The organism is Radiobacillus sp. PE A8.2 (genome assembly GCF_045635475.1).
Taxonomy (GTDB): Bacteria; Bacillota; Bacilli; order Bacillales; family Amphibacillaceae; genus JBJGXI01.
Genome location: NZ_JBJGXI010000045.1, coordinates 23,178 through 46,301 on the forward strand (window position 1 = coordinate 23,178; position 23,124 = coordinate 46,301).

Sequence of the window (23,124 nt, forward strand, 5' to 3'; positions counted from 1 at the left end):
GTGGGTGTAAACACTTTAAAGAAAGTACTCGGTATTTAACCAGCAGAGGAGGCCGAACGGAGAGGCTACATAACCGCTTATTTCGCTTGTGAAGTTCCAGTTGCGATGATTTGTCGGACACTATGGTTCTTAATTGCACATAAAACAAATTCGCACAAATAAGTATGCTGGTGGTCGTCAGCGTCCCACCGCCGCACAGGATTCTAGATATTTCATGCAATAAAAGCAAACAGGCTAAAATTTTAATATCAAATAAAGGGAGAAGTGAGTTAAATGGCTAGCCCAAATGTTAAACAACCAAATGTTATCGTGTTTTTCACTGACCAACAACGATGGGATACGACAGGCGTACACGGTAATCCGATGGGACTGACACCTTACTTTGATCGAATGGCTCAAAATGGGACAGATGTTCATCATTCTTTTACATGCCAACCGGTGTGTGGACCTGCCAGATCTTGCTTGCAATCTGGAATGTATGCTACAGAATCAGGATGCTATCGAAATGGAATTCCCTTGCCACAAGATTTAAAAACATTAGCGCATCATTTTGGGGATGCAGGTTATCAAACAGGATATATAGGTAAATGGCACCTTGCTGACGAAGAGCCTGTTCCAGCTGAAAAACGAGGGGGGTATGATTACTGGTTAGCAGCGAATATACTTGAATTTAGCTCTGATTCCTATAACGCAGTTGTATATAACAATGATAATCAACCGGTAAAATTACCTGGTTACCGCGTCGATGCGTTGACGGATGCTGCCATTCGTTATATAGACGATCACAAAGAAAATCCTTTCTTTCTTTTTCTTTCCCATTTGGAACCACATCATCAAAATTATTTAGATGATTATCCAGCACCTACTGGATATCGGGAAAACTATCTTTCAAATTATACTCCACCAGACCTTGCTGCATTGGGTGGAACAAGCCATCAGCACTTACCAGGCTATTATGGGATGGTCAAGCGATTGGATGAAGCGTTTGGAAGACTATTAGATTCGCTAAGAAGTTTAGATTTATTAGATAACACGGTTATATTATTCACATCAGATCACGGTTGTCATTTTAAAACTCGTGGAAATGAGTATAAACGAACATGTCATGATAGCTCGATTCGTGTTCCTACTGCTTTTCAAGGACCTGGTTTCGATGGAGGAGGTAGAATCAAAGAATTAATTAGTTTAATAGATCTTCCACCTACGTTGTTGGATGCAGCAGGTATAAAGGTTCCTGAAGAAATGCAGGGTAAATCGATTCTACCTTTATTAAATGGAAAAAAATCAGAGTGGCCAAAAGAAGTATTTATGCAAATGAGCGAGACACAGCTGGCACGATCTATCAGAACGCACCGCTGGAAATATAGTGTGAAGGCGAAGGATAAAGATCCGATAGCTGAATCTTGCTCGGATGTATATTATGAAGATGCGCTATATGATCTTCAAGCAGATCCTTATGAATTAACGAATCTTATCGGTTTTGAATCGCATCAAGAGGTAGCGAATGGCCTAAAGCAACGATTAATTAACAAGATGGTGGAAGTTGGGGAACAAAAACCAAGAATAATATCAGCAGCCTCAGTGCAAAGCGGACAACGCAAAGTATCTCTGAATGAATTAAGTGGTGATTATATACATTACTGATTTTTAAGTTACTATCCTGGTTTGTTACAGATAGTAAGTATCCGTCTTAACTCTAGTAGAGAGGAGAAATTAGAGTGAACATTAAATTCGAAGGTAACCTTGATGAATTACAAGAAGGTATTGATCGATTAAGTAAAGCGTTAGAATTTAAACAGGCAGATAATGGTCTTTCTATAAAAGTAGAAAAAGCAAGCGGGGACTTAGAGGTTTCCTTATCAGGTGGAAGAGGCCACATCAAATATGAACAAAAAAGCCATTTTTTTAGAGCATTAGGCTTGTTTATAGAAGCCTATCAGGATAAAGAACAATTTAAAATAGTTGAAAATCCACAATTTACGATGATAGGCACAATGATTGACTGTTCGAGAAATGCAGTAATGACCATGCCAAGTATGGAAACCTTTATTGAAAAGATAGCAATCATGGGTTTTAATATGATTATGTTGTATACTGAAGATACGTATACAATAGAGGATGAACCTTATTTTGGACATTTGCGTGGTAGATTTACTCACAGTGAGTTGAAGCAAATTGATGATTATGCTTTTCAGTTCGGTATTGAAGTTATCCCTTGCATGCAAACACTCGGTCATATGAAAATGGTTTTAAAATGGCCAGCATATAATGAAGTGAGTGAAGATGCTGATGTTCTTCTAGCAGGGAATGAGAATACCTATCAACTAATCGATAAAATGATTCATGCTGTTTCTTCTCCTTTTAGAAGTAATCGGATTCATATCGGCATGGATGAAGCATGGGGAATGGGTTTAGGCCGCAACATGCGTGAGAACGGCTATCGTGACCGGTTCGATATTTTTGTAGAACATATTAATAAAGTGATAGAAATAACAAATAAATATAAATTACGTCCGATGATATGGAGCGATATGTTTTTTAGAATGGGTTCTAAAACGAACAAGTACACTGATTTAGAAGCGGTTATTCCAGAACATGTTTATCGCAGTGTTCCTAATGAAGTAAAGTTAGTATATTGGGACTACTATAGTCGTAGTGAAGAAATATTCCGTACTTTTATAAAGCGACACAAAAAATTTGGGCAAACGCCAATATTTGCTGGTGGGATCCTTACTTGGGGTACTTTTGGGACAAATTATGCAAGAACCTTTGAAGATGCTAACGCTGCCTTAGAGTCCTGTAAAAAAGAAGGCGTACAGGAAGTATTGACGACTATTTGGCAGGATGATGGTGCGGAAAATACGCACTTTGCTGCCCTACTCGGTTTGCAGCTTTATGCAGAGCATGCATTTGCTAAACAGTTGAGTGAAGAAAAGTTAAGAAAACGAGTCGAATTTTGTACTGGTATAGCATATGACGCGTTTATGGATTTAAGCTTATTAGATGAAATTGAGGGAACGAATCGGGAAAATAGATGGCCACCTAATGTCTCAAAGTATGCATTGTGGCAGGATCCTTTATTAGGATTGTATGATAATGATATAAAAGGGATGAATCTTTCTAAACATTATCAAGAACTTGAAAGTACATTTGCTAACTATGTTAGTCAATATGGAGATAAGGTATATAATTTCAAGGTTGTCCATAAATTAGCTAGAGTTTTAAGCTTGAAAAGTGATCTGGGAAATAGATTGAGAGATGCTTATCTAAAAAAGAACTTGGATGAGTTAAAATATATAGCTGAAGAGAATATTTCGGATCTTTCTGGTAGATTAGAATTATTACGTAAAGAGCACAGAGCGCACTGGTTTTTAACATACAAACCGTTTGGATGGGAAGTACTGGATCTTCGTTATGGAGGACTTACTAATCGCCTAGAAACAACTAGACAAAGGGTTTTAGATTATGTGAATGGTACCATACAATCTATTGATGAACTTGAGGCAGCAAGTCTGCCATTAGATTTTACATCAAAAGGTCTTGGAAACGGGTTTTGGAAAAGGTATGAGAACATTGCCTCACCAAGTTTTAAAGTATAACTAGCAAATAGTATACGTAAAACCCTTTTGGTTAGCAGACCACCGTGACTGATGGTTCTGAAATTAAACTAGTATTCATAAAAGATACCAGTTGGACATATGAAGATTTTTAGAGTTTTTTATATTATTGGTCATTAAATAGGTTCTTATAGCAATCACAATAGAAAACAGAGGGGGGATAGGAGATGCAATTTACAGGTTGGGCAGGTACATTTTATCGTATTAGTGATTGGGTATTCAAGTTAGCTTATGTAAATATATTATGGATGTGTTTTACTCTTATAGGATTGGTTCTTTTTGGTTTCTTTCCAGCAACTACAGCAATGTTCGCACTAATTAGAAAGTGGTTAATGGGGGAAGAAGACCTTCCTGTATTTAAAACGTTTTGGTCTTATTATAAAAAAGAATTTAAGAAGTCAAACAAATTAGGTTTTGTAGTCGTAATTATTGGACTGATCTTATATGTTGATTTGCAAATTATCCCAACAGGAAGCCTACCGTTTGTTATTTTAAAATGGTTATTAATGGCCCTACTAGTAGTTTTCCTTATCATGTTAATCTACATGTTCCCAATATATGTACATTTTGATTTTCCGTTTGCCCAATATATAAAATATCCTATTCTAATGAGTATTGTTGCACCACTCCAAACAGTCTTATTGCTAATATCTTCTTATTTAGTCTATCTCATCATGATGACCGTACCGGGTTTAATTCCTTTCTTTGGAGGAAGTGCTTTATGCTTTGTATGGACGTGGATTATTTTGAATTATTTACATCGAGTACAACAAAAACAATTTGAAAAAGAAGAAGAAAAAGAAATGAAAGCTAAGGATTAACTGTCATTTATAGTGAAATCCAAAAAGGTCAACCCATTGTTATTCAAGGGGTTGACCTTTTAAGTATTGTCTTGAACGTATTTAAGAGTCAAAACTTTCAATAGTATAGCTTGATATAGATACACTTAAAAGACACAAAAGAGACTCGTCTTTATCTGAGGTTTTCATTATAATTAATATACTAGTCAATTTCACAATACTGATTTTTAGCTATCTGCATCCACCAATAGTTGGATTAAACCATCTCCGAACTATAGGCGGATGCAGATAGCTGTATAAGTTAATATGAAATTGACTCTTACATCTAGTTTTAATCGGACGAGTTTTTTCAACAGGCATGACCATCACAGGTTAAAAGACTAAAATAAAAAATACGTGGAGGTTGGAAATGGATATGTCAAATTCTCAATTATGGACAGAACGATTAAACAAGATTATGCCATGGGGCAGTAGTACTTGTTCCAAGTCTCCTAAATTATTACCTGAAGAACCGGGGGTAATTGTTAAGGGCGAGGGTTGCCGTGTTTGGGATGCTGATGGACGAGAGTTTATTGATTTTCGAAACGCGCTTGGTCCAATTACGCTTGGATATCAATTTCCTGCAGTGGATGATGCTATACGGGAACAATTATCTAATGGAATATTGTATGGGCACCCACACCCATTGGAATGTGAAGTGGCGGAAATGCTTTGTGACATCATCCCAAGTGCTGAACAGGCACGCTTTCTAAAAACTGGTGGTGAAGCTCTAGCTGCCTGTATGCGGATGGCTCGTCATTATACTGGAAAGGAACATATTATCCAAATTGGTTACAACGGCTGGTTGAATACTTTGGCATTAGGAGGACAAACGCTTCCAGGACAAACAGCAATGTCTTTGATTCCTGGAGTACCTAAGCAAATAAGCGCATTATATCACCAGGCGCATTGGAATGACATAGAAGGTTTACAGCAACTTTTTGCACAATATCATGACAACATTGCAGCTGTGGTTATCGCTGCCGATTATGTAGATATGGATTCAGGGAAATCGTTTTATCCTGCTATACGAGATCTCACACATAAACATGGTAGTTTATTAATCTTTGATGAAATTGTTACTGGCTTTCGGATTGCTTTAGGTGGCGCACAGCAATATTTTGGTGTTGAGCCTGATCTTTCAGTTTTTAGTAAAGGGATAGCTAATGGAATGCCAGTTTCCGTATACACAGGATCTAGAGAGGTAATGGCTGCTTGTGAAAAAGGGGGAGTTACAATTTCTTCTACCTTTGCTGGAGAAACACTATCATTAGCTGCAGCCAAAGCAACGCTATTAACATACCGAAATGAAGATGTTGTAAAGCACTTGTGGACACAAGGAGAAAAATTGTGGAGTAGTATGAATAACCTTTTTGAAAGGTATGACATTCCGATGCAATTGAAGGGCTTTTGGCCGTGTGTTGCTTTCACGTTAAAACCTGGTGCAGATAATGAGATTAAAAATTCATTCTTCAAGGCGGCATATGATAGCGGTGTGTCATTATATAATGTGTCCTATGTTAACTTTAGCCATAAAGATAAGGATATTGAAGAAGCTTTGGATCGGTTGGAAAATGCGTGCCGAAAATTTATCCAAATGTAAGAAGTATAAATTGCTAGGAGGAAAATAAGTGACATATCAAATGTCAAAGTTAAATCAAGATGGAATGCCTCGACTGTTAGATGGTATAGAGAATGTTGAGCAGTGGAACGAAAAAATAAACGCTATAAGAAAAGTTTGGTTTGATTATATAGGGGAATTGCCAGCAAGAGTTCCTGTAAGTTATGAAGTCGTATCTGAGATTCAGGAAGAGGATCACGTGCGCAAGCATATAATATATAATACAGTTTATGAGGACAAAGTTACAGCGTACTTGCTTATACCGAATGCTTTATTTCAAAAGCCAAAACACTCACCAGTTCCGGCAATCATGGCCCTTCATCCAACTGGACCATTTGGGAAAGATCGTGTAGCAATTCCGCCAAAAGATCAAAACAGAAAATATGGAATTGAGCTTGTTTCTCGTGGTTATGTTGTTCTTGCCCCAGACGCTTTGACTTCAGGTGAGAGAATCTATGAAGGATGTCAACATTTTGATAGCTCAAAGTTTTATGAGCAACATCCAACCTGGTCAACGGTTGGAAAAAATTTAATTGATCATATGCAAGGGGTAGATTTACTGTGTAGTCTTGAGTTTGTTGATTCTAGTCGTATTGGAACGATAGGACATTCATTTGGAGGATATAATTCGTATTTTCTTGCCGGGGTGGATAGGCGTATAAAAGCTGTAGTTTCTAGTTGTGGATTTAGTCCTTTTACAGGGGATCCAGCACCACAGCATTGGGGATACAGAAAATTTCCATATACTCACTTGCCTAAAATATCTGCAGATTTAGAAAAGAATCAAGTTCCATTTGAATTCCATGAGATAGCTGCATTGACCGCATCTATTCCTTTCTTTAACTATAGTGCACAAAGTGATTGGATATTCCCACATTGGAAAGCAGTTGGTGATGGGATGCATGAGCTGCACAAATTATATGAATGGCTTGGTTATGAGGATCGTTTTAGATCTTATATTGGAGCGGGGACGCATGATTTTCCCCCAGAGATTCGAGTGATCGCTTACGGATTTTTGGATAAGTGGTTAAAAGTGTAGATTCTTTAGATAGTATATTACATCAAAAAAAGCCCGCAATGTGAGGGGCTTTTTCGCAAGATAAAATATGTGTATGTGTCTAGCTCCAAGCGCCAGAAACTAAGCGACTTCACGAATCACCTTACGATAAGTCATCATCGATTCAGGTTTTATGGAAGGTCGACTAAAAGCGGACTTGTCGTCCAACGTCGACATACCCCCTATGGGGGGCATGATTCCTTTATCGCAGTCGATTCGCTCCAGTCGCTACGTTACTAAACGGGCGCTCTGTGATCTTCTCAGAATTATTGTTCTTAAAGCTTATTATTTCTTCATCATTACAAATTAAGACGGTATATTTGTCGTGGTCGTCCTTTGCTAGAGTGCTTCTCTTCACCAATGATGTCAACAATGTTGGCATCTACCCAATGTGCGAGTATACGATGTGCACTTCTAATGGTGATTCCTAAAACAGAGGCTAACTCAAAAGCAGTGTAGTCTGTTTTGTCATACCGTTTTACTTGTGCAAGTAACTTTGTCATATACGTTGCTGACATTCCTGCTTTTTCTGCCTTTTCTAATAACTCTTTATCTGTAACTGAAAGCTCATAAGTAACTGCATTACTCATTTCAACTGGCCCTAGAACACTTTTGTCTTCCCGAACGATATAACAAATATTTCCTCCAGCATCTTTTGATTGGCGTAGGGCCAATCGGGCGTGTGTACCAGCATCTGTTGCAGTTCTTCCAAATCCAACCCCAATACTTAATGAAATACCAGGTGTTTTATTTTCGTCCTCTAATAGAGGAATAAACTTGTATCCTCTAGTTTCTCGTTCGAATATTCCTCGAGTGGTTATGAATAAGTATTCTCCACCTCCAATGCTACTAAGGTGTCCATCTAGTTGCTTTACGTAATCAAGCAACATTCCGTGAATATCAAGTTTCATTTTTTGTATCTCATGTTCAGATGGAAACTTTTCAACTACTCTTCTAAATTCATCAATATCTATTAGACCTACAACAATTTGAGATTCTTTGTTCCTTCTTGTTTCTGTTGATAAAAGTGCTCGTTCAAGTGAAACAGTAATATCCTGATTTGTAGGAGTAACCCAAATATTTGGAACGTTTCGTTCAGTCAATGTCTGAGAAACAGACTGCACACCGGTTAGCGCACCTAAGCTAGTCCCGTTATTATAAGCATGAGAATGAAAATCAATCAGTTCTTTATGTGTAGTATACGGATGGTTGTTAAAATAGTTAATGTTTACGTTGGATACTTCTAACTCATTTATTATTTGCTCCACATAATTTCTTGATACGGAGTCAATCGTGAATTGATTAACATTAAGCAGATAGCTCATTCTGAATAAGGCGCGGTATAGACCTGTACCAATCAAAGGTATGTACTGTGTTGGCACTGTGGTATCTAGAGAATCCTTTACCCTCTCATAAATATGGTACTCTGTGAAAAGAATTATTTCTACTTCGTTAAGTGCTTCCTTAACTTCATCGGAAATGTTGAATTCATCGTTGTGTTCGAGAAAGAAGGGCTTAAAGGATGGAAAATATTGTAGGGTCAATTCTACTTCTTTTAAAAGAGGTTTTGAACCGATGATTCCAATCTTAATCTGATTGCTATTAGATGGTGAGTCACTATTGGGCATTTATATTCTCCTCCTATTTATTATCTATCTCTATTATAAATTTATAAAGACATAAAGTAAACTTAAAAAGACATAAAATAGACTAGTCTTTAATGCGCGTACAAATGAAAGTTGAAAGTGCAGTTAAATTCTTACTTAATTAAAAGACAATTTATAGACTCGTCTTTATAATTCTTTTTACATATAATGAAGGAAGAATGTAATGTTTATGTAATCTCAATAAAAAGGAGTGAACTGCAATGAAAAGACCTAATATTTTAATTTTTATGACTGACCAGCAGCAAAATGCTGTCACATACCCTGATCATCCTTGCCAGACACCAAATTTACAACAATTAGCCGAAGTGGGTATCAGGTACAACCATACATACACCACGATGGCACATTGTTGTCCTTCAAGAGCTTCGTTTATGACCGGATTATACCCTTCCCAGCATGGAGTTTATAATAATGTTTCCAACCCAGCAGCTATCCATCATAAATTAAATGAAGGAGTAACAACTTTTGCAGAAGATTTAAAGGGGAATGGGTACAGCCTACATTTCTCAGGTAAATGGCATATTTCTGCTGAGGAAAATCCGTCAGATCGTGGCTGGGAAGAGCTTATGGTAACGGCTAACAAAGATGCCTATATGGGTGTCACCATTGAACAGTGGAGAGAAAGACAAAATACACCCAAAAGCGAAGAGAGAAAGCCTGGAGAAATTGTAAGACCAGGTTGGGGGAATTACCAATTGTATGGTACGAACCCAGAGTCACTAGAGGAAACGGAAGACTATCAGGTAGTGAAAAAAGCTGTAGACAGATTAGGAGAGTTAAAGGATCAAAAAGATCCGTGGTGTATGTATGTAGGTACATTTGGCCCGCATGACCCTTTTATCGTTCCTGAAAAGTATGCAAAAATGTATGATCCAAACAACATTGAACTCCCTGCAAATTATCATGATTCTTTAGAAAACAAGCCAGGCTTATATAGTCGGATGCGCAAGGTTTGGGACCAATTATCTGAGCAGGAAGTGAAAGAATCAATTGCTCATTATTGGGGCTATTGTACAATGGTTGATGATTTGTTTGGATTAGTAATGGAAAAATTGGAATCTACCAATCAAGCAGAAGACACTTTAGTACTGTTTTTATCAGACCATGGCGAAAGTTTAGGGGCACATGGTCTATATTTAAAAGGATTGAGTCCTTTTGACGAAACGTATCGTATTCCGTGTATTATGCGTTGGCCAAAAGGCATTGAACAACCTGGTAGAGAAATAAATGAATTGATAAGTATCATGGATTTTGCACCTACCTTTTTAAAACTAGCTGGCATTGATAAAAATAAAGAAATAATGGGGAGAAGTCTTGTGCCTTGGATCAACAATATAGATCCAAAGGAATGGAGAGATGCGGTATATACACAGTGTAACGGTGTGGAAATTTACTATTCACAGCGAATTGTTCGTACTAAGAATTATAAACTCGTATATAACCCTACTGCTGTCGATGAACTTTATGATCTTAGAAACGATCCATTGGAAATGAATAATCTCGCTGAAGTAGAAAGTATGCAGGAAATAAAGATTGCTCTCCTTAAAAAATTCTGGCAAGAGGCAGCCAATGCAGAAGATATTATCTTTAACCCATATGCGACGATTGCAGTCGCTGATGTCGGCCCGGCAGCAGCAATTGGAAAAGATTAGTACTTATAAATTAGTAAGATGAAAAGTACGGACCGATTTTTTAGCGGATGATCCTGTGGAAAAGGTCCTATGATTCATGGTGGATTAGTTAATTTGAATGAGAATTACGGAATTGATTGCACGATATCAAATAAAAAACTAGAAAAGTGTAGGAAAAAGATAAAGGAGAAGGATAACATGGTTAGAAATGCAAAGATTAGTACATTATCCATGAAATATCATTCACTGGATCCAAATCGTTCGTTTGAAGAAGGCGTAGACGACATGATTACCTATTTACGAGGTGAAATAGATCAGGTGCTACCTGATCAACCTGACTTGATCGTTCTTCCCGAGAATTGTGATATGCCTATAAATTTTCCAAAGGCAGATAGAAGGGAATTTTATAAGGTTAGAGGTAATAGAATACTAGATTGGTTATCTGATGTTGCAAAGGAGCATAACTGCTATATTGCTTATTCGGCAACACGATATATGGGCGAGGACACTTGGTTAAATTCAACGCAGCTCATTGATAGGCAGGGAGAAATAAAGGGAACCTATAACAAGAATTTTCCTACGATAGGTGAAAATAAATCAGGCATACTAAGCGGTAAGGATATAACCGTTGTTGACTGTGATTTTGGTCGTGTTGGTTTAACAATCTGTTTTGATCTAAACTTTGAACAAATACGAGAGAAATATGCTAACGCAAAACCAGATGTGATAGTGTTTTCTTCAACGTATCACGGAGGTATGATGCAGGAATACTGGGCATATTCTTGTCGAACTCACTTCGTGGGTTCTATTGGTAATAAGGTACATAGCCCGATTCTTTCACCTGTAGGTCAAGAAATTGCTTCCACAACAAATTATCATACATTCGTCACTACTACGGTTAATTTAGACTGTGAAGTGATTCATATTGATAACCATCGCAAAAAATTCAACGAAATGAAGAAAAAATATGGTCCGAAGATCAAGATTTCTGATCCAGGTTATTTAGGTGCTGTACTAGTTTCTAGTGAAACAGATGAATTTTCTGTGGAAGACTTGATTAAAGAGTACGGCTTAGAATTAGTAGATGACTATTTTAATAGATCGATCCAAAGCGCCAAAGAACACATGGAAAGCTAAACAATAGAAAGGAGACTTATTATTGAAGAAACTTCAAATAGGTATGGTTGACTTGGATACTTCTCATCCAAAGGTGTGGCTCCCTTTATTACTGTCTATGGGACATGAAGTTATTGGTGTTTATGATAGTGGTACTGTTTATCCTGAAGGTTACGATGCTGAATTTGCCGCTGAATATGGGATAAATAAAGTTTATACATCATTGGATGAAATGGCTGAAAATATTGATGTGGCAATTATCCACAGCTGTAACTGGGACTTGCATATCGAAAGAGCACGACCATTTGTTGAAGCAGGAAAGGCTGTATTAATTGATAAACCAATGGCAGGAAATATCAAAGATTTGCATCAACTACTTGAATGGGAATCTCAAGGTGCTCGCATCACGGGTGGTTCAGCTTTAAGGTATGTTAATGAAGTAAATGAGTGGTTAAGTGGCCATAGTCCTAACGATCTCATATATACATCTGTGGGGTGTTCAACCGATGAATATAATTACGGCATTCATGCATACTCCCTTTTACATGGTATATTAGGCCCAGGAATAGAGAGCGTTCGTTACTTAGGAACTCGTATTCAAAAACAAATAGAAATTACTTGGATGGATGGACGGAGAGGGATGGTTAGTATTGGTAAGACGAAGGGATACTTACCATTTTATGCAACAGCAGTAACAGAAAAAGATGTTTCCCATTTTCAAGTTGATAATAAACAATTGTATAAACCGATGCTAGAAACAGTATTACCCTATTTAGCTGGTGACGCACCAGCAACTGTTTCATTAGAATCACTTATTGAAGTTGAATTAGCCGCAATTGCAGCAAAGATTTCATGGCAGAAGAATGGTGATAGAATATTCTTAAAAGATATAGCCTTTAATGACCCTGGCTACGATGGCATGCGATTTGCAGATAATTATCGAAGACAAAAGCTTGGAGGGAACAAAGCATGAGGTACAAATCGTTAAATAACCATGACGTTGATAAAATTTGCAGGTTGTGGAATAAAGAAATTGGTGAAGAATTTCCAATCAGTACTTCCTTATTTAAGGAATGTAGTGTAGAGGACGTAAATGTTGTTAAGGCAGGGTCGTTGGTCGCAATTGACGAAGAAACCGATCAAATAGTAGGTTTTATCGTGGCCAAGCGATTTCAGGATCAAAAGTGTGACGTTGCATTAGATCCTAACATTGGTTGGATTCAAGTGCTGCTTGTTGATCGTGAATATCGAAACAAAGGGATAGGTAGTACTTTGCTTGCTATGGCGGAGGACGCCTTGCAACAAACGGGAGTTCAACAGATGGATGTAGCAGGTAGTTTAAAACACTACTTTCCGGGCATTCCGACACAGTACACGGATACGAAATCCTGGTTTGAAAAAAAAGGGTATATACCTGCTCAACCATGTTATGACCTGTTCAATGATTATAACGAGAAGGAAAAAATGCAACTTCCCAGCTTTAAAGATGTGACATTTCGATTGCTTGATCAGAGTGACCAAGGCGATTTATTATCCTTTTTACATCAAAACTTTCCTGGTAGATGGGAATATGAGGCTAAGCGCTATTTTGAAGATAATGGATCTGGACGTGAATTTGTTGGTGTATTTAAGGACAGTGAGATAATTGGATTTTGTCGTGTAAATGATTCGAAGTCCCCAACTGTTGGAGGCAACATCTTATGGTCGCTATTGTATGAGGATGAGTTAGGTGGTGTCGGACCACTTGGAATAGCTGATGATTATCGAGGTAATGGGTATGGTCTTGCTGTAGTAGAAGCGGGTATATTCTTCTTGCAATTACGTGGTATTGAAAAAGTTGTGATTGACTGGACATTAAAAACTGATTTTTACATGAAATTAGGCTTTACTATATGGAAGAGCTATAACCGATATTCAAAAAAACGCAGCGAATAATAATGAAAACGCTTTATAAAATTAATTTTAAATACAAATGGGGATGTATGAGTTGGACAAGAAGATTGTGCTGTTGCAAAGTAAACGTCAAATCAATAGGGTATTTACTACGAAGCACTTAGATCAACTCCGTGCTATGGGGGAGGTTGTGATGAATGGTGAACATAGGAATCCTGATGCTGAGAAGTTGAAGGAATTAATCAAAGATGCAAATATTGCAATCACTTCATGGGGATGTCCGAAGCTTACGAAGGAGATTCTAGATATGGCACCTAATCTAGAAGTAGTTCTGCATGCAGCAGGAACTGTCAAAGGAATTGTAACCCCTGAGTTGTGGGAGAGGGGCATTCGAGTATCAAGCGGTAGTACCGCTATGGGACAAGGGGTTGGAGAGACTGCGTTAGGAATGACGATAGCATCGTTAAAAGATATGTGGAGGCTTAATGAAAGTACAAAAAACGGTGAATGGAGTCTAGGGACAAATATAAGAGAAGTTTATGATGTCACCATTGGAGTGATTGGGGCAGGTAAGGCTGGTGGGCATTATATAAAGCTGCTACAAAGCTTTGACGTAGACGTGTTATTGTACGACCCTATAATAACCAAAGCACAGGCAAGTGCTATGGGAGCGATTAAGGTAGAGTTGGATGAACTATTAGGAAAATCCGATGTTGTATCTATTCATGCCCCGGACATACCCGCTACGTACAAAATGATCAATCAAGAAAAGCTAGCAATCATGAAGGATGATGCGATTCTCATAAACACAGCTCGAGGAACCATTATAGATGAAGATGCCTTAGTGTCAGAGCTAAGTAAGGGAAGGTTATTTGCTTGTATAGATGTGACAGATCCAGAACCGCCAGCGCCGGGTCACCCTTTTAGAACATTGCCAAATGTAGTATTAACACCTCACATTGCAGGTGCGATAACGAACGGACTACATCGTCTAGCTCAATATGTCATTAATGAGATAAAATTGTTTGAAGCAGGTCAACAAATGGATGGAGAAGTAAAACAAGAAGATATGGATGTTATTGCATAACGAAGAATAAAGAGGGTGTACCATATGGAATATAAGAAGGAATTGTTGTACAAAAATTCATTTACATGTGATACTGGTGATTTTGTGCTCGAAGGAGAAGGGAAATACAAGATCTCGAATGGGAAATTGTTCCTTAACGATATAGAAGGTAAAGGTTTAACAGTATGGCTTAATAAAACTTTTCATGGAAACATCTATATAACTTATGTCACAGAGGCGTTAGAGCCGGAATTTGCAAACAATTTGAATTTATTTTTTATGGCTAAAACGTTAAATGATAAAAATATTCTGTCAGAAAAGCATAGTGGTAATTATGCAGCGTATCATCAGAACTGTAATACGTATATTTTTACATTCACTGGTGACGTTCCCGGCATTAAAAAGGCTATAGGTTGGTCTAGGCTAAGGAAAGACCCGGGTTTTGTTATTTTATCTGAAGAAGCAAGCTTGAAGGCGAAAGTAAGTAAGAAATACGTAATTGAAATTTCCGTATGTAACGGTGAAATAGAATGTAAGATTAATGGTCAGACTGTGCATAAGTATACTGATTCGAAGCCTTATACGAGTGGATCTATAGGGTTTCGAACGTGGAAAACGCATTTAAGTGTAAAGAATTTTAGCGTGTATGCTTTGATATAGATAAACAATCTATCTATCTGAAGAGATGGATGAAAGAATACTAATTATAAATAGGAGGCATTTATATGAGTATTAAAAATGATGAAAAAAGACCGAATATTATATTTATTATGAGTGATGACCATGCTGCACATGCGATGAGTTGTTATGGAAGTCGTATAAATAAGACGCCAAATATCGATCGAATTGCTGAAGAGGGGATCAGATTTGATAATTGTTTTTGTACCAATTCGATTTGTGCCCCGAGTAGGGCAACGATATTAACCGGATTATACAATCATAAGAACGGTGTAAAGACGCTTCGAGACGATCTCGACGGACGACTTGAAAATTTCCCCAAGGTACTACAGAGGTCTGGATATGAAACTGCGATAGTAGGTAAGTGGCATTTAGGGCATGGAGATGTTCATGATCCAACAGGCTTTGATTATTGGAATGTACTTCCTGGTCAAGGAAATTATTTTAATCCAACATTCATTGAAAACGGACAAGAAAAGCAGCATGAGGGCTATGTAACTGATATTACTACTGATATATCGATAGACTGGTTGAAGAATAGGTCTAAAGAAGTCGCACCATTTATGTTAATGTGTCACCATAAAGCACCACATAGACCATGGTTACCTGATGAAAAGCACGCGGATATGTATGAAGATGTAGATATTCCGGAGCCAGAGACATTTCATGATAATTATCAAAATCGTTCTAATGCAGCGAAAATTGCGGAAATGACAGTAGAGAATCATCTGACGAAAAAAGATTACAAGATTGATCCACCGGAAAACCTCTCTCCACAAGAATTAAAGAGTTGGAAGTATCAACGTTACATCAAAGATTATTTGCGATGTGTAGCATCCATTGATGATAATGTCGGACGGTTACTTGATTACCTTGATGAAGCCGGATTATCCGAGGATACAATGATCGTTTATACATCTGATCAAGGGTTCTTTCTAGGAGATCACGGATGGTACGATAAACGATTTATGTATGAAGAGTCATTACGAATGCCTTTTATCGTACGTTACCCAAGAAAAATTAAACCGGGTAGTGTTACAGACGCTATCGCTATAAATGTCGACTTTGCGGAGACATTTATTGATTATGCAGGAGCCTCTATTCCTGAAACTATGCAAGGTAGAAGTTTGCTCCCAATAATGGAAGGAGAAACTCCAGAGGATTGGCAAACATCTATGTACTATCGCTATTGGATGCATATGGCTCAACATGCTGTGACATCTCACTATGGTATAAGAACAGAAAGATACAAGCTCATTTATTATTATGGAGAAGCATTGGATGCAACAGGAGCTATTGATGACCCACAACCACCAGAGTGGGAACTATTTGACCTAAAAAAGGACCCTCAAGAGTTGAACAATGTGTACGCTCATCCTAGATATCAAGAGACAGTAGAAGCATTAAAAACAGAACTTTATCAAATCAAAGAAAAAGTAGAAGACTTTGATTAAAGCAGAGTGTCAAAAGTGCCCAATGATAAACAGAGGATACGATTTTTAAAAGAGACTCTATCATAGACAATTTGAAGTTTTGCGAGGTAGTAAATGATCGTTACTAATTCAAATAGCGTATTTTGAACACTTTTATTTATGAACATTAAAAGACGTTTTAAAGACTTGTCTTTTAATGGTACCTAAAGTAGGATAGGAATAGGTACTATTTTTTTACAGGGGGAGAAAATGATGATGAGGACTATTGAAGAGTTAGAAACTAAGTTGACAGAACCTTCTAAAAATTTAGTTGATGATATTGCTAAGTTAGATGGAGATATTATTATTCTTGGGGTAGGAGGGAAAATGGGTCCGAGTTTAGCAAAACTTGCTAAAAAAGCAATTGACCAAGCTGGTATTAGTAAACGTGTTATTGGTGTATCTCGTTTTTCGTCTGAAGAAGTGAGAGTAGATTTAGAAAACCATGGAGTGGAAACTATCGTTGCCGATCTTCTTAATGAAGAGGAGCTTAAGCAACTTCCCGAAGTTAAAAATGTCATTTATATGGCGGGAACGAAATTTGGAACATCTGGACGAGAGTATTTTACTTGGGCAATGAATACCTACTTACCGGGGCGGGTTGCAAATAAGTATCGTAATTCTCGTATTGTATCCTTTTCTACAGGGAATGTATACCCGCTTACGCCAGTTTTCTTTGGCGGTGCTTCAGAAGATCAATCGCCAGGGCCAATTGGGGAATATGCACAATCTTGCTTAGGGCGTGAACGCATATTCGAACATTTTTCTCATCAATATAACATTCCTTTAGTTCAATTTAGACTCTGTTATGCAATTGACATGCGATACGGGGTGTTATTGGAAATTGCCAATGCTGTGAAAGACAAAAAGCCAATTGACTTACACATGGGTCATGTCAATGTAATTTGGCAAGGCGATGCAAATGAAATGGCAATCCGATCTCTAGGTATTTGCGAAAATCCTCCACGTATATTAAATGTTACAGGTCCTGAAACGGTATCGGTTCGCTGGCTCGCAAAAGAATTTGGTGAATTGTTAAACGTTGAACCAGTATTTGTAGGCGAAGAGCAAGATACAGCTTTATTAAATAATGCTTCTGAATCACACCGCTTGTTCGGTTATCCAAGTGTTAGTTTAAGAGAGATGATTGAGTGGACTGGAAGTTGGGTGAAAGATGGCGGGGCAACATTAAATAAACCTACGCATTTCCAAGAAAGAAAAGGAGAGTTTTAATATGTCTGCAAACCTATTAGACTCCGATAAAAAGAAACTGTTAAATGAAGGTACCGTCATTCCTGCCCACCCTTTAGCATTAGATGAATCACGTAGATTAGATGAACGTCATCAACGAGCGTTAACGCGATATTATATGGATGCTGGAGCAGGGGGCATTGCAGTTGGTGTTCATTCGACACAATTTGAAATTAGAGATCCAGAAGTTAATTTACTTGAGCCAGTATTACGAATGGCTGCTGAAGAGGTGGAAAATGCAAACCTTTCTCGTCCGTTTATAAAGATTGCAGGGATATGTGGCCCAACGGAACAGGCAATTTCTGAAGCGAAACTAGCGGCAGATCTTGGATACGATCTTGGACTTGTGAGTATGGGTGGGTTGCAAGATTGGTCAGAAGAACAATTGATTCAACGAGTGGAAGAAATTGCATCGATCATTCCTGTCTTTGGTTTTTATCTGCAACCATCAGTTGGCGGTAGAATACTAAGTTATGAGTTTTGGAAGGCATTTGCAGACATTCCTGGTGTAATGGCAATAAAAATGGCTCCTTTTAATCGTTATCAAACGATAGATGTAGTGAGAGCGGTTTGTCATTCTAGCCGAAGAGATGACATCGTATTATACACAGGTAATGATGATAATATTGTTGCTGATTTACTTACTACTTTCAATATAAACGTTAACGGTGAGATCATTAGCAAAGAGATTGTCGGTGGTTTGCTCGGACATTGGGCTTGTTGGACAAAAAAGGCAGTAGATTTATTTGAAGAAATAAAAAAAGCACGAAAAAACAAAGAATATATTCCTGCCGAATTACTTAGCAGGAATATTGAAGTAACCGATTCTAACGCAGCGTTTTTTGATCCAGCACACCATTTTGAAGGGTGTATTCCTGGAATACATGAAGTATTGCGAAGGCAAGGACTCCTACAAGGACGTTGGTGCCTCAATCCTAATGAAGAATTATCTCCCGGACAGTTGGAAGAAATAGAACGAGTTTATAATGATTATCCGCACTTGAATGATGATAATTTTGTAAGAGATAATCTCGCAAAGTGGCTGTCCTAACCTTTTGGTAGAAAGCACGAGGGAGGAATGTGAATTGACATTAATGAATCAATCTGAAGAAATCATAAATCAAACGTCAAATTTTGGTGCTAACAACTATCATCCGCTTCCGATTGTCATCTCAGAAGCGGATGGCGCCTGGGTAAAAGACCCAGAAGGCAATCGATATATGGATATGTTAAGTGCATATTCAGCAGTGAATCAGGGGCACAGACATCCTAAAATTATAGAGGCATTAAAAAAACAGGCAGATCGCGTTACATTAACATCTCGTGCCTTTCATAACGATCAGCTTGCTCCATTCTACCAAAAAGTAGCAACATTAACGGAAAAAGATATGGTTCTTCCGATGAATACAGGTGCAGAAGCAGTGGAAACAGCTGTGAAGGCAGCGAGAAGATGGGCCTATGATAAGAAAGGTGTATTACAAGATCATGCAGAAATTATTGCGTGTGAAGGCAATTTTCACGGGAGAACGATGACAGCAGTATCCTTGTCAACGGATCTAGATAACAAGCGATCTTTTGGTCCAATGCTACCAGGTATTAAAATAATCCCTTATGGTGACATTGAAGCATTGAAAGCTGCTATCACTCCAAATACTGCAGCTTTTCTAATTGAACCAATCCAGGGTGAGGCTGGTGTTATTATTCCACCAGAAGGATTCCTAAAAGAAGCAAATAAAATATGTAAACAAGAAAATGTCCTGTTTATTGCTGATGAGATACAATCAGGGCTTGGACGTTCGGGTAAACTGTTTGCTTGTGATTGGGAGCAGGTAAAGCCTGATATGTATATACTAGGAAAAGCGCTCGGTGGAGGTGTGATGCCGATATCTTGCGTTGTTGCTAATAAGGATGTTTTAGGCGTGTTTAATCCAGGGTCACACGGTTCGACATTTGGAGGAAACCCTCTTGCATGTGCCGTTGCAGTTGCTTCACTACAAGTGATCGAACAGGAACAGTTAGTTGAACGTTCGTTAAAGCTGGGAAACTATCTAATTAGCAAATTGAATGAGATAAAAAACCCTATGATTAAAGAAGTGCGTGGTAGAGGTTTATTTGTTGGTGTCGAATTACATGAACCTGCACGGCCTTATTGTGAAAAACTAAAAGAAAAGGGTCTTCTTTGCAAAGAGACACACGAAAATGTAATACGCTTTGCACCTCCACTTGTCATAGCACAAGAGGATCTTGACTGGGCTATTAATAAGATTATTCAAGTGCTATCCAAATAACTCAGATCGCTAGGAGGAGTGATTTTTTGACAAAGGAAAATATTTTGTCCTATATCGATGAAAATAAACAAAAATTTGAAAAGCTAAGTAAACAAATTTGGGAAAACCCAGAGTTAGGCCACCAAGAGTTTAAAGCAAGCAAGTGGATTGCTGATGAATTAGAAATTGGTGGCTTTCATGTTGAGAAAGGAATTGCTGGTCTTCCCACTGCCTTTCGAGGTATTTACGATTCAAACAAGCCGGGACCTACCATTGCCTATTTGTGTGAATATGATGCACTCCCTATAGGGCATGCTTGCGGTCATAACTTAATTGGAATCATGAGTTTAGCTGCAGGACTAGCGCTAACCGGTATCGTTGATGAGAAGGGTGGAAAAATTGTTGTAATCGGAACTCCTGCTGAGGAAACAAGTGGAGGTAAGGTAACCATTGCGGAACAAGGTTATTTTAATGATGTAGATGTAGCGATGATGGTGCACCCATCACAATATCACTTGAAAAGTGGTACTTCTTTGGCTTTGGAAGCATTACAGTTCGATTTTTTCGGAAAGAGTGCACATGCTGCATCAAATCCTGATAAAGGAATTAATGCACTGGATGCAGCTATCCTTACGTTTAATAATATAAATGCGCTTAGACAGCAAATTCCAAGCGATGCGAGAATTCACGGAATTATTTCTAAAGGTGGAGAAGCGCCGAATCTAATTCCGAATCACACACAAACTCGATTTTATGTTCGTAGAGAAACGACTGAGACACTAATTGAGCTTGTGAATAAAGTTAAAAATTGTGCAAACGCAGCTGCACTAGCTACTGGATGTACATTAGAAATATCAAACTATGAACTTGGCTTCGATAATTTAATAACGAACCAAGCTCTTTCCAACATATATACGAAAAACTTGCAGTTATTTGGAGTCTCTGAATCTGAGATAAGAGAAAAAAGAGGAGGGGGTTCTACTGATCTGGGGAATGTCAGTCATAAAGTGCCTGCCATACATCCATATGTTAAGGTGCCGGATTCTCCATATTTACCTCACACAGAAGAATTTCGTGATGCAGTAGGAAGTGATGCGGGTATGCAAACGTTAAGCTTAGGTGCAAAAGTATTAGCTTACACAGGCTTCGATATTTACAATGATCCGAAATTATTAAATGAAATTAAAGAAGAATTTCGTACTAATGTAAAAGGTTCGTAGTTTCTATAATTTATTTTTAAAAACAGTTGTTAGATGTAATCACAAAGGAGGTGGTCACATGAAATACAAGTCTGTTTTTGATATTATTGGGCCAGTAATGATTGGCCCTTCAAGTTCACATACGGCAGGTGCTGCTAGAATAGGCAAAGCAGCAAGCACACTTTTTGGGAAAAAGCCAACATGGGTGAAAGTTTATTTATATGAATCATTTGCTAAAACGTATAAAGGACATGGTACTGATGTTGCAATTGTCGGAGGAATCCTCGGCTTTGATACAGATGACCCGAGAATAGGTAAGTCTTTAGATATAGCTAAAGATAAAGGTATTGTTGTTGATTTTTATCAAGATGAAGCATCAACGGATCATCCAAATACAGCGCGGATCCAACTTGGAAATAGCAAGGAAGAATTCGAACTTGTTGGTATGTCCATTGGGGGAGGAAAAGTAGAGATTACAGAATTGAATGGTTTTAAACTCAATTTGTCTGGGAATCATCCAGCTATTCTTGTGCTTCATAATGATCGATTTGGTGCAATTGCGTCTGTTACACAAATATTAGCAAAGCATGAAATAAATATAGGTCGTATGGAAGTATCTCGGAAAGATGTTGGCAAGGATGCGTTAATGATCATAGAGATCGATCAAAATGTGAGTGAAGGTGTAGAGAAAGAATTGGCTGAATCAGATTATATATTACAGATTGCCAAGATAATTGACTGACATGATTCCTATGTGCACTTTAAACTTTGTGTCCAAGAAAGGGAGATGATACTTTTGTTTAGGAATGTAGCTGAATTAGTTCAACTCGCTGAGACGGAAGGTATTTCCATATCAGAAGTAATGATTCGAAGAGAAGTTGATGTTCGAGAAGTATCAAGAGAACAAGTAATGGAACAGATGGAAAAGAATCTTACAGTAATGGAAGATGCTATCGAAGAAGGATTAAAAGGGGTGTCCTCCCATTCTGGTTTAACTGGTGGAGATGCCGTTTTACTTCAGAGGTATATGAAGGAAAAACAACCTTTATCTGGTAATCTCTTATTAGATGCCGTAAGCAAAGCAGTAGCAACAAATGAAGTAAATGCGGCAATGGGCACGATATGTGCTACGCCAACAGCAGGTAGTGCAGGATGTGTACCTGGTACTTTATTTGCGGTTAAGGAACAATTAAATCCAACGCGAGAGCAAATGATCCGTTATTTATTTACGTCAGGGGCTTTTGGATATGTTGTTGCAAATAATGCGTTTATTTCTGGTGCAACAGGTGGATGTCAGGCAGAAGTAGGCTCTGCTGCAGCGATGGCTTCGGCAGCTATCGTTGAAATGGCAGGAGGTAAGCCGCAACAAAGTGCAGAAGCGTTCGCCATTACACTAAAGAACATGCTCGGATTAGTGTGTGATCCTGTAGCTGGTTTAGTAGAGGTTCCTTGTGTAAAAAGAAATGCTGCTGGTGCATCTAATGCGATTGTTTCTGCTGACATGGCTTTGGCGGGAGTTACAAGTAGAATCCCATGTGATGAAGTAATCGGTGCGATGTATCGCATCGGTAAAACGATGCCGAGTGCATTAAGAGAAACAGGAGAAGGCGGATTAGCGGCTACTCCTACTGGCCGAGCATTGGCAAATAAAATTTTTGGATTGTCTAGTGAAAGGCATAGATAGAGATTAATTATCAAATCTGTCATTATCAACGGCCAAATAGATTAATGATTCTGGTTTTAACTTAGT

The 23,124-nt window shown here is 38.1% G+C and carries 19 protein-coding genes; 18 read left to right on the forward strand and 1 reads right to left on the reverse strand.

Annotated features, from left to right (window positions below):
• Nucleotides 1-273 precede the first annotated feature (273 nt).
• The 5 genes from ACI6MV_RS19600 (at nucleotide 274) to ACI6MV_RS19620 (ending at nucleotide 7,116) form a co-directional block, all read left to right on the forward strand.
• Complete coding sequence (locus ACI6MV_RS19600; RefSeq protein ID WP_407272012.1) at nucleotides 274-1,644, forward strand: sulfatase family protein; 1,371 nt, start codon at nucleotides 274-276, stop codon at nucleotides 1,642-1,644.
• Between the two features lie 74 nt (nucleotides 1,645-1,718).
• Complete coding sequence (locus ACI6MV_RS19605; RefSeq protein ID WP_407272013.1) at nucleotides 1,719-3,599, forward strand: beta-N-acetylhexosaminidase; 1,881 nt, start codon at nucleotides 1,719-1,721, stop codon at nucleotides 3,597-3,599.
• Between the two features lie 185 nt (nucleotides 3,600-3,784).
• Entirely contained in the window at nucleotides 3,785-4,438 is a 654-nt protein-coding gene (locus tag ACI6MV_RS19610; RefSeq protein ID WP_407272014.1) for a YesL family protein, read from the forward strand.
• A 388-nt stretch (nucleotides 4,439-4,826) separates the two neighbouring features.
• Nucleotides 4,827-6,059 carry an aspartate aminotransferase family protein gene (locus tag ACI6MV_RS19615; RefSeq protein WP_407272015.1) on the forward strand — a complete coding sequence of 411 codons (1,233 nt, stop codon included), beginning with the start codon at nucleotides 4,827-4,829 and terminating at the stop codon, nucleotides 6,057-6,059.
• Between the two features lie 28 nt (nucleotides 6,060-6,087).
• Nucleotides 6,088-7,116 carry a dienelactone hydrolase family protein gene (locus tag ACI6MV_RS19620; RefSeq protein ID WP_407272016.1) on the forward strand — a complete coding sequence of 343 codons (1,029 nt, stop codon included), beginning with the start codon at nucleotides 6,088-6,090 and terminating at the stop codon, nucleotides 7,114-7,116.
• A 317-nt stretch (nucleotides 7,117-7,433) separates the two neighbouring features.
• Here the strand turns inward: ACI6MV_RS19620 and ACI6MV_RS19625 are convergent, their stop codons facing one another.
• A complete protein-coding gene (locus ACI6MV_RS19625) occupies nucleotides 7,434-8,762 on the reverse strand; it encodes a GGDEF domain-containing protein (protein WP_407272017.1) in 1,329 nt (442 codons plus the stop codon).
• 239 nt (nucleotides 8,763-9,001) lie between these two features.
• Between ACI6MV_RS19625 and ACI6MV_RS19630 the strand changes: the two genes are divergently transcribed.
• The 13 genes from ACI6MV_RS19630 to sdaAA all read left to right on the forward strand — a co-directional run bounded on the left by ACI6MV_RS19630 (nucleotide 9,002) and on the right by sdaAA (nucleotide 23,058).
• A complete protein-coding gene (locus tag ACI6MV_RS19630; RefSeq protein WP_407272018.1) occupies nucleotides 9,002-10,453 on the forward strand; it encodes a sulfatase family protein in 1,452 nt (483 codons plus the stop codon).
• Between the two features lie 177 nt (nucleotides 10,454-10,630).
• Nucleotides 10,631-11,569 (forward strand): carbon-nitrogen hydrolase family protein, encoded by a 939-nt coding sequence (locus tag ACI6MV_RS19635; protein WP_407272019.1) that lies wholly within the window; start codon nucleotides 10,631-10,633, stop codon nucleotides 11,567-11,569.
• Nucleotides 11,570-11,591: 22 nt separating this feature from the next.
• Nucleotides 11,592-12,521, forward strand: coding sequence for a Gfo/Idh/MocA family protein (locus ACI6MV_RS19640; protein WP_407272020.1), 930 nt, complete (start codon nucleotides 11,592-11,594; stop codon nucleotides 12,519-12,521).
• Entirely contained in the window at nucleotides 12,518-13,483 is a 966-nt protein-coding gene (locus ACI6MV_RS19645; protein WP_407272021.1) for a GNAT family N-acetyltransferase, read from the forward strand. The genes ACI6MV_RS19640 and ACI6MV_RS19645 overlap by 4 nt, the downstream gene beginning before the upstream one ends.
• Before the next feature lie 52 nt (nucleotides 13,484-13,535).
• Nucleotides 13,536-14,528 carry a hydroxyacid dehydrogenase gene (locus ACI6MV_RS19650; RefSeq protein WP_407272022.1) on the forward strand — a complete coding sequence of 331 codons (993 nt, stop codon included), beginning with the start codon at nucleotides 13,536-13,538 and terminating at the stop codon, nucleotides 14,526-14,528.
• Nucleotides 14,529-14,552: 24 nt separating this feature from the next.
• Complete coding sequence (locus ACI6MV_RS19655; protein WP_407272023.1) at nucleotides 14,553-15,167, forward strand: DUF1961 family protein; 615 nt, start codon at nucleotides 14,553-14,555, stop codon at nucleotides 15,165-15,167.
• Nucleotides 15,168-15,232: 65 nt separating this feature from the next.
• The gene (locus ACI6MV_RS19660; RefSeq protein ID WP_407272024.1) at nucleotides 15,233-16,639 is read left to right on the forward strand and encodes a sulfatase family protein; all 1,407 of its coding nucleotides are present in this window, start codon (nucleotides 15,233-15,235) and stop codon (nucleotides 16,637-16,639) included.
• 234 nt (nucleotides 16,640-16,873) lie between these two features.
• A complete protein-coding gene (locus ACI6MV_RS19665; RefSeq protein WP_407272029.1) occupies nucleotides 16,874-17,890 on the forward strand; it encodes an NAD-dependent epimerase/dehydratase family protein in 1,017 nt (338 codons plus the stop codon).
• A gap of 1 nt (nucleotide 17,891) precedes the next feature.
• Nucleotides 17,892-18,959 (forward strand): dihydrodipicolinate synthase family protein, encoded by a 1,068-nt coding sequence (locus ACI6MV_RS19670; RefSeq protein ID WP_407272025.1) that lies wholly within the window; start codon nucleotides 17,892-17,894, stop codon nucleotides 18,957-18,959.
• Nucleotides 18,960-19,002: 43 nt separating this feature from the next.
• The gene (locus ACI6MV_RS19675; protein WP_407272030.1) at nucleotides 19,003-20,196 is read left to right on the forward strand and encodes an ornithine--oxo-acid transaminase; all 1,194 of its coding nucleotides are present in this window, start codon (nucleotides 19,003-19,005) and stop codon (nucleotides 20,194-20,196) included.
• 26 nt (nucleotides 20,197-20,222) lie between these two features.
• A complete protein-coding gene (locus ACI6MV_RS19680) occupies nucleotides 20,223-21,395 on the forward strand; it encodes a M20 family metallopeptidase (protein WP_407272026.1) in 1,173 nt (390 codons plus the stop codon).
• A gap of 58 nt (nucleotides 21,396-21,453) precedes the next feature.
• Nucleotides 21,454-22,116, forward strand: coding sequence for an L-serine ammonia-lyase, iron-sulfur-dependent subunit beta (gene sdaAB / locus ACI6MV_RS19685; RefSeq protein ID WP_407272027.1), 663 nt, complete (start codon nucleotides 21,454-21,456; stop codon nucleotides 22,114-22,116).
• A gap of 54 nt (nucleotides 22,117-22,170) precedes the next feature.
• Nucleotides 22,171-23,058: an L-serine ammonia-lyase, iron-sulfur-dependent, subunit alpha gene (sdaAA, locus tag ACI6MV_RS19690; protein WP_407272028.1), complete on the forward strand. Its 888-nt coding sequence runs from the start codon at nucleotides 22,171-22,173 to the stop codon at nucleotides 23,056-23,058.
• Nucleotides 23,059-23,124: the final 66 nt, after the last annotated feature.

What these genes read in the sequence shown, in the direction of transcription:
- ACI6MV_RS19625 (WP_407272017.1), bottom strand. Translation starts at nt 8,762, where the DNA reads ATGCCCAATAGTGACTCACCATCTAATAGCAATCAGATTAAGATTGGA.
- sdaAB (WP_407272027.1), top strand. Translation starts at nt 21,454, where the DNA reads ATGAAATACAAGTCTGTTTTTGATATTATTGGGCCAGTAATGATTGGC.
- ACI6MV_RS19675 (WP_407272030.1), top strand. Translation starts at nt 19,003, where the DNA reads ATGAATCAATCTGAAGAAATCATAAATCAAACGTCAAATTTTGGTGCT.
- ACI6MV_RS19665 (WP_407272029.1), top strand. Translation starts at nt 16,874, where the DNA reads ATGAGGACTATTGAAGAGTTAGAAACTAAGTTGACAGAACCTTCTAAA.
- ACI6MV_RS19660 (WP_407272024.1), top strand. Translation starts at nt 15,233, where the DNA reads ATGAGTATTAAAAATGATGAAAAAAGACCGAATATTATATTTATTATG.
- ACI6MV_RS19615 (WP_407272015.1), top strand. Translation starts at nt 4,827, where the DNA reads ATGGATATGTCAAATTCTCAATTATGGACAGAACGATTAAACAAGATT.
- ACI6MV_RS19655 (WP_407272023.1), top strand. Translation starts at nt 14,553, where the DNA reads ATGGAATATAAGAAGGAATTGTTGTACAAAAATTCATTTACATGTGAT.
- ACI6MV_RS19670 (WP_407272025.1), top strand. Translation starts at nt 17,892, where the DNA reads ATGTCTGCAAACCTATTAGACTCCGATAAAAAGAAACTGTTAAATGAA.
- ACI6MV_RS19645 (WP_407272021.1), top strand. Translation starts at nt 12,518, where the DNA reads ATGAGGTACAAATCGTTAAATAACCATGACGTTGATAAAATTTGCAGG.
- ACI6MV_RS19610 (WP_407272014.1), top strand. Translation starts at nt 3,785, where the DNA reads ATGCAATTTACAGGTTGGGCAGGTACATTTTATCGTATTAGTGATTGG.
- ACI6MV_RS19630 (WP_407272018.1), top strand. Translation starts at nt 9,002, where the DNA reads ATGAAAAGACCTAATATTTTAATTTTTATGACTGACCAGCAGCAAAAT.
- ACI6MV_RS19635 (WP_407272019.1), top strand. Translation starts at nt 10,631, where the DNA reads ATGGTTAGAAATGCAAAGATTAGTACATTATCCATGAAATATCATTCA.
- ACI6MV_RS19600 (WP_407272012.1), top strand. Translation starts at nt 274, where the DNA reads ATGGCTAGCCCAAATGTTAAACAACCAAATGTTATCGTGTTTTTCACT.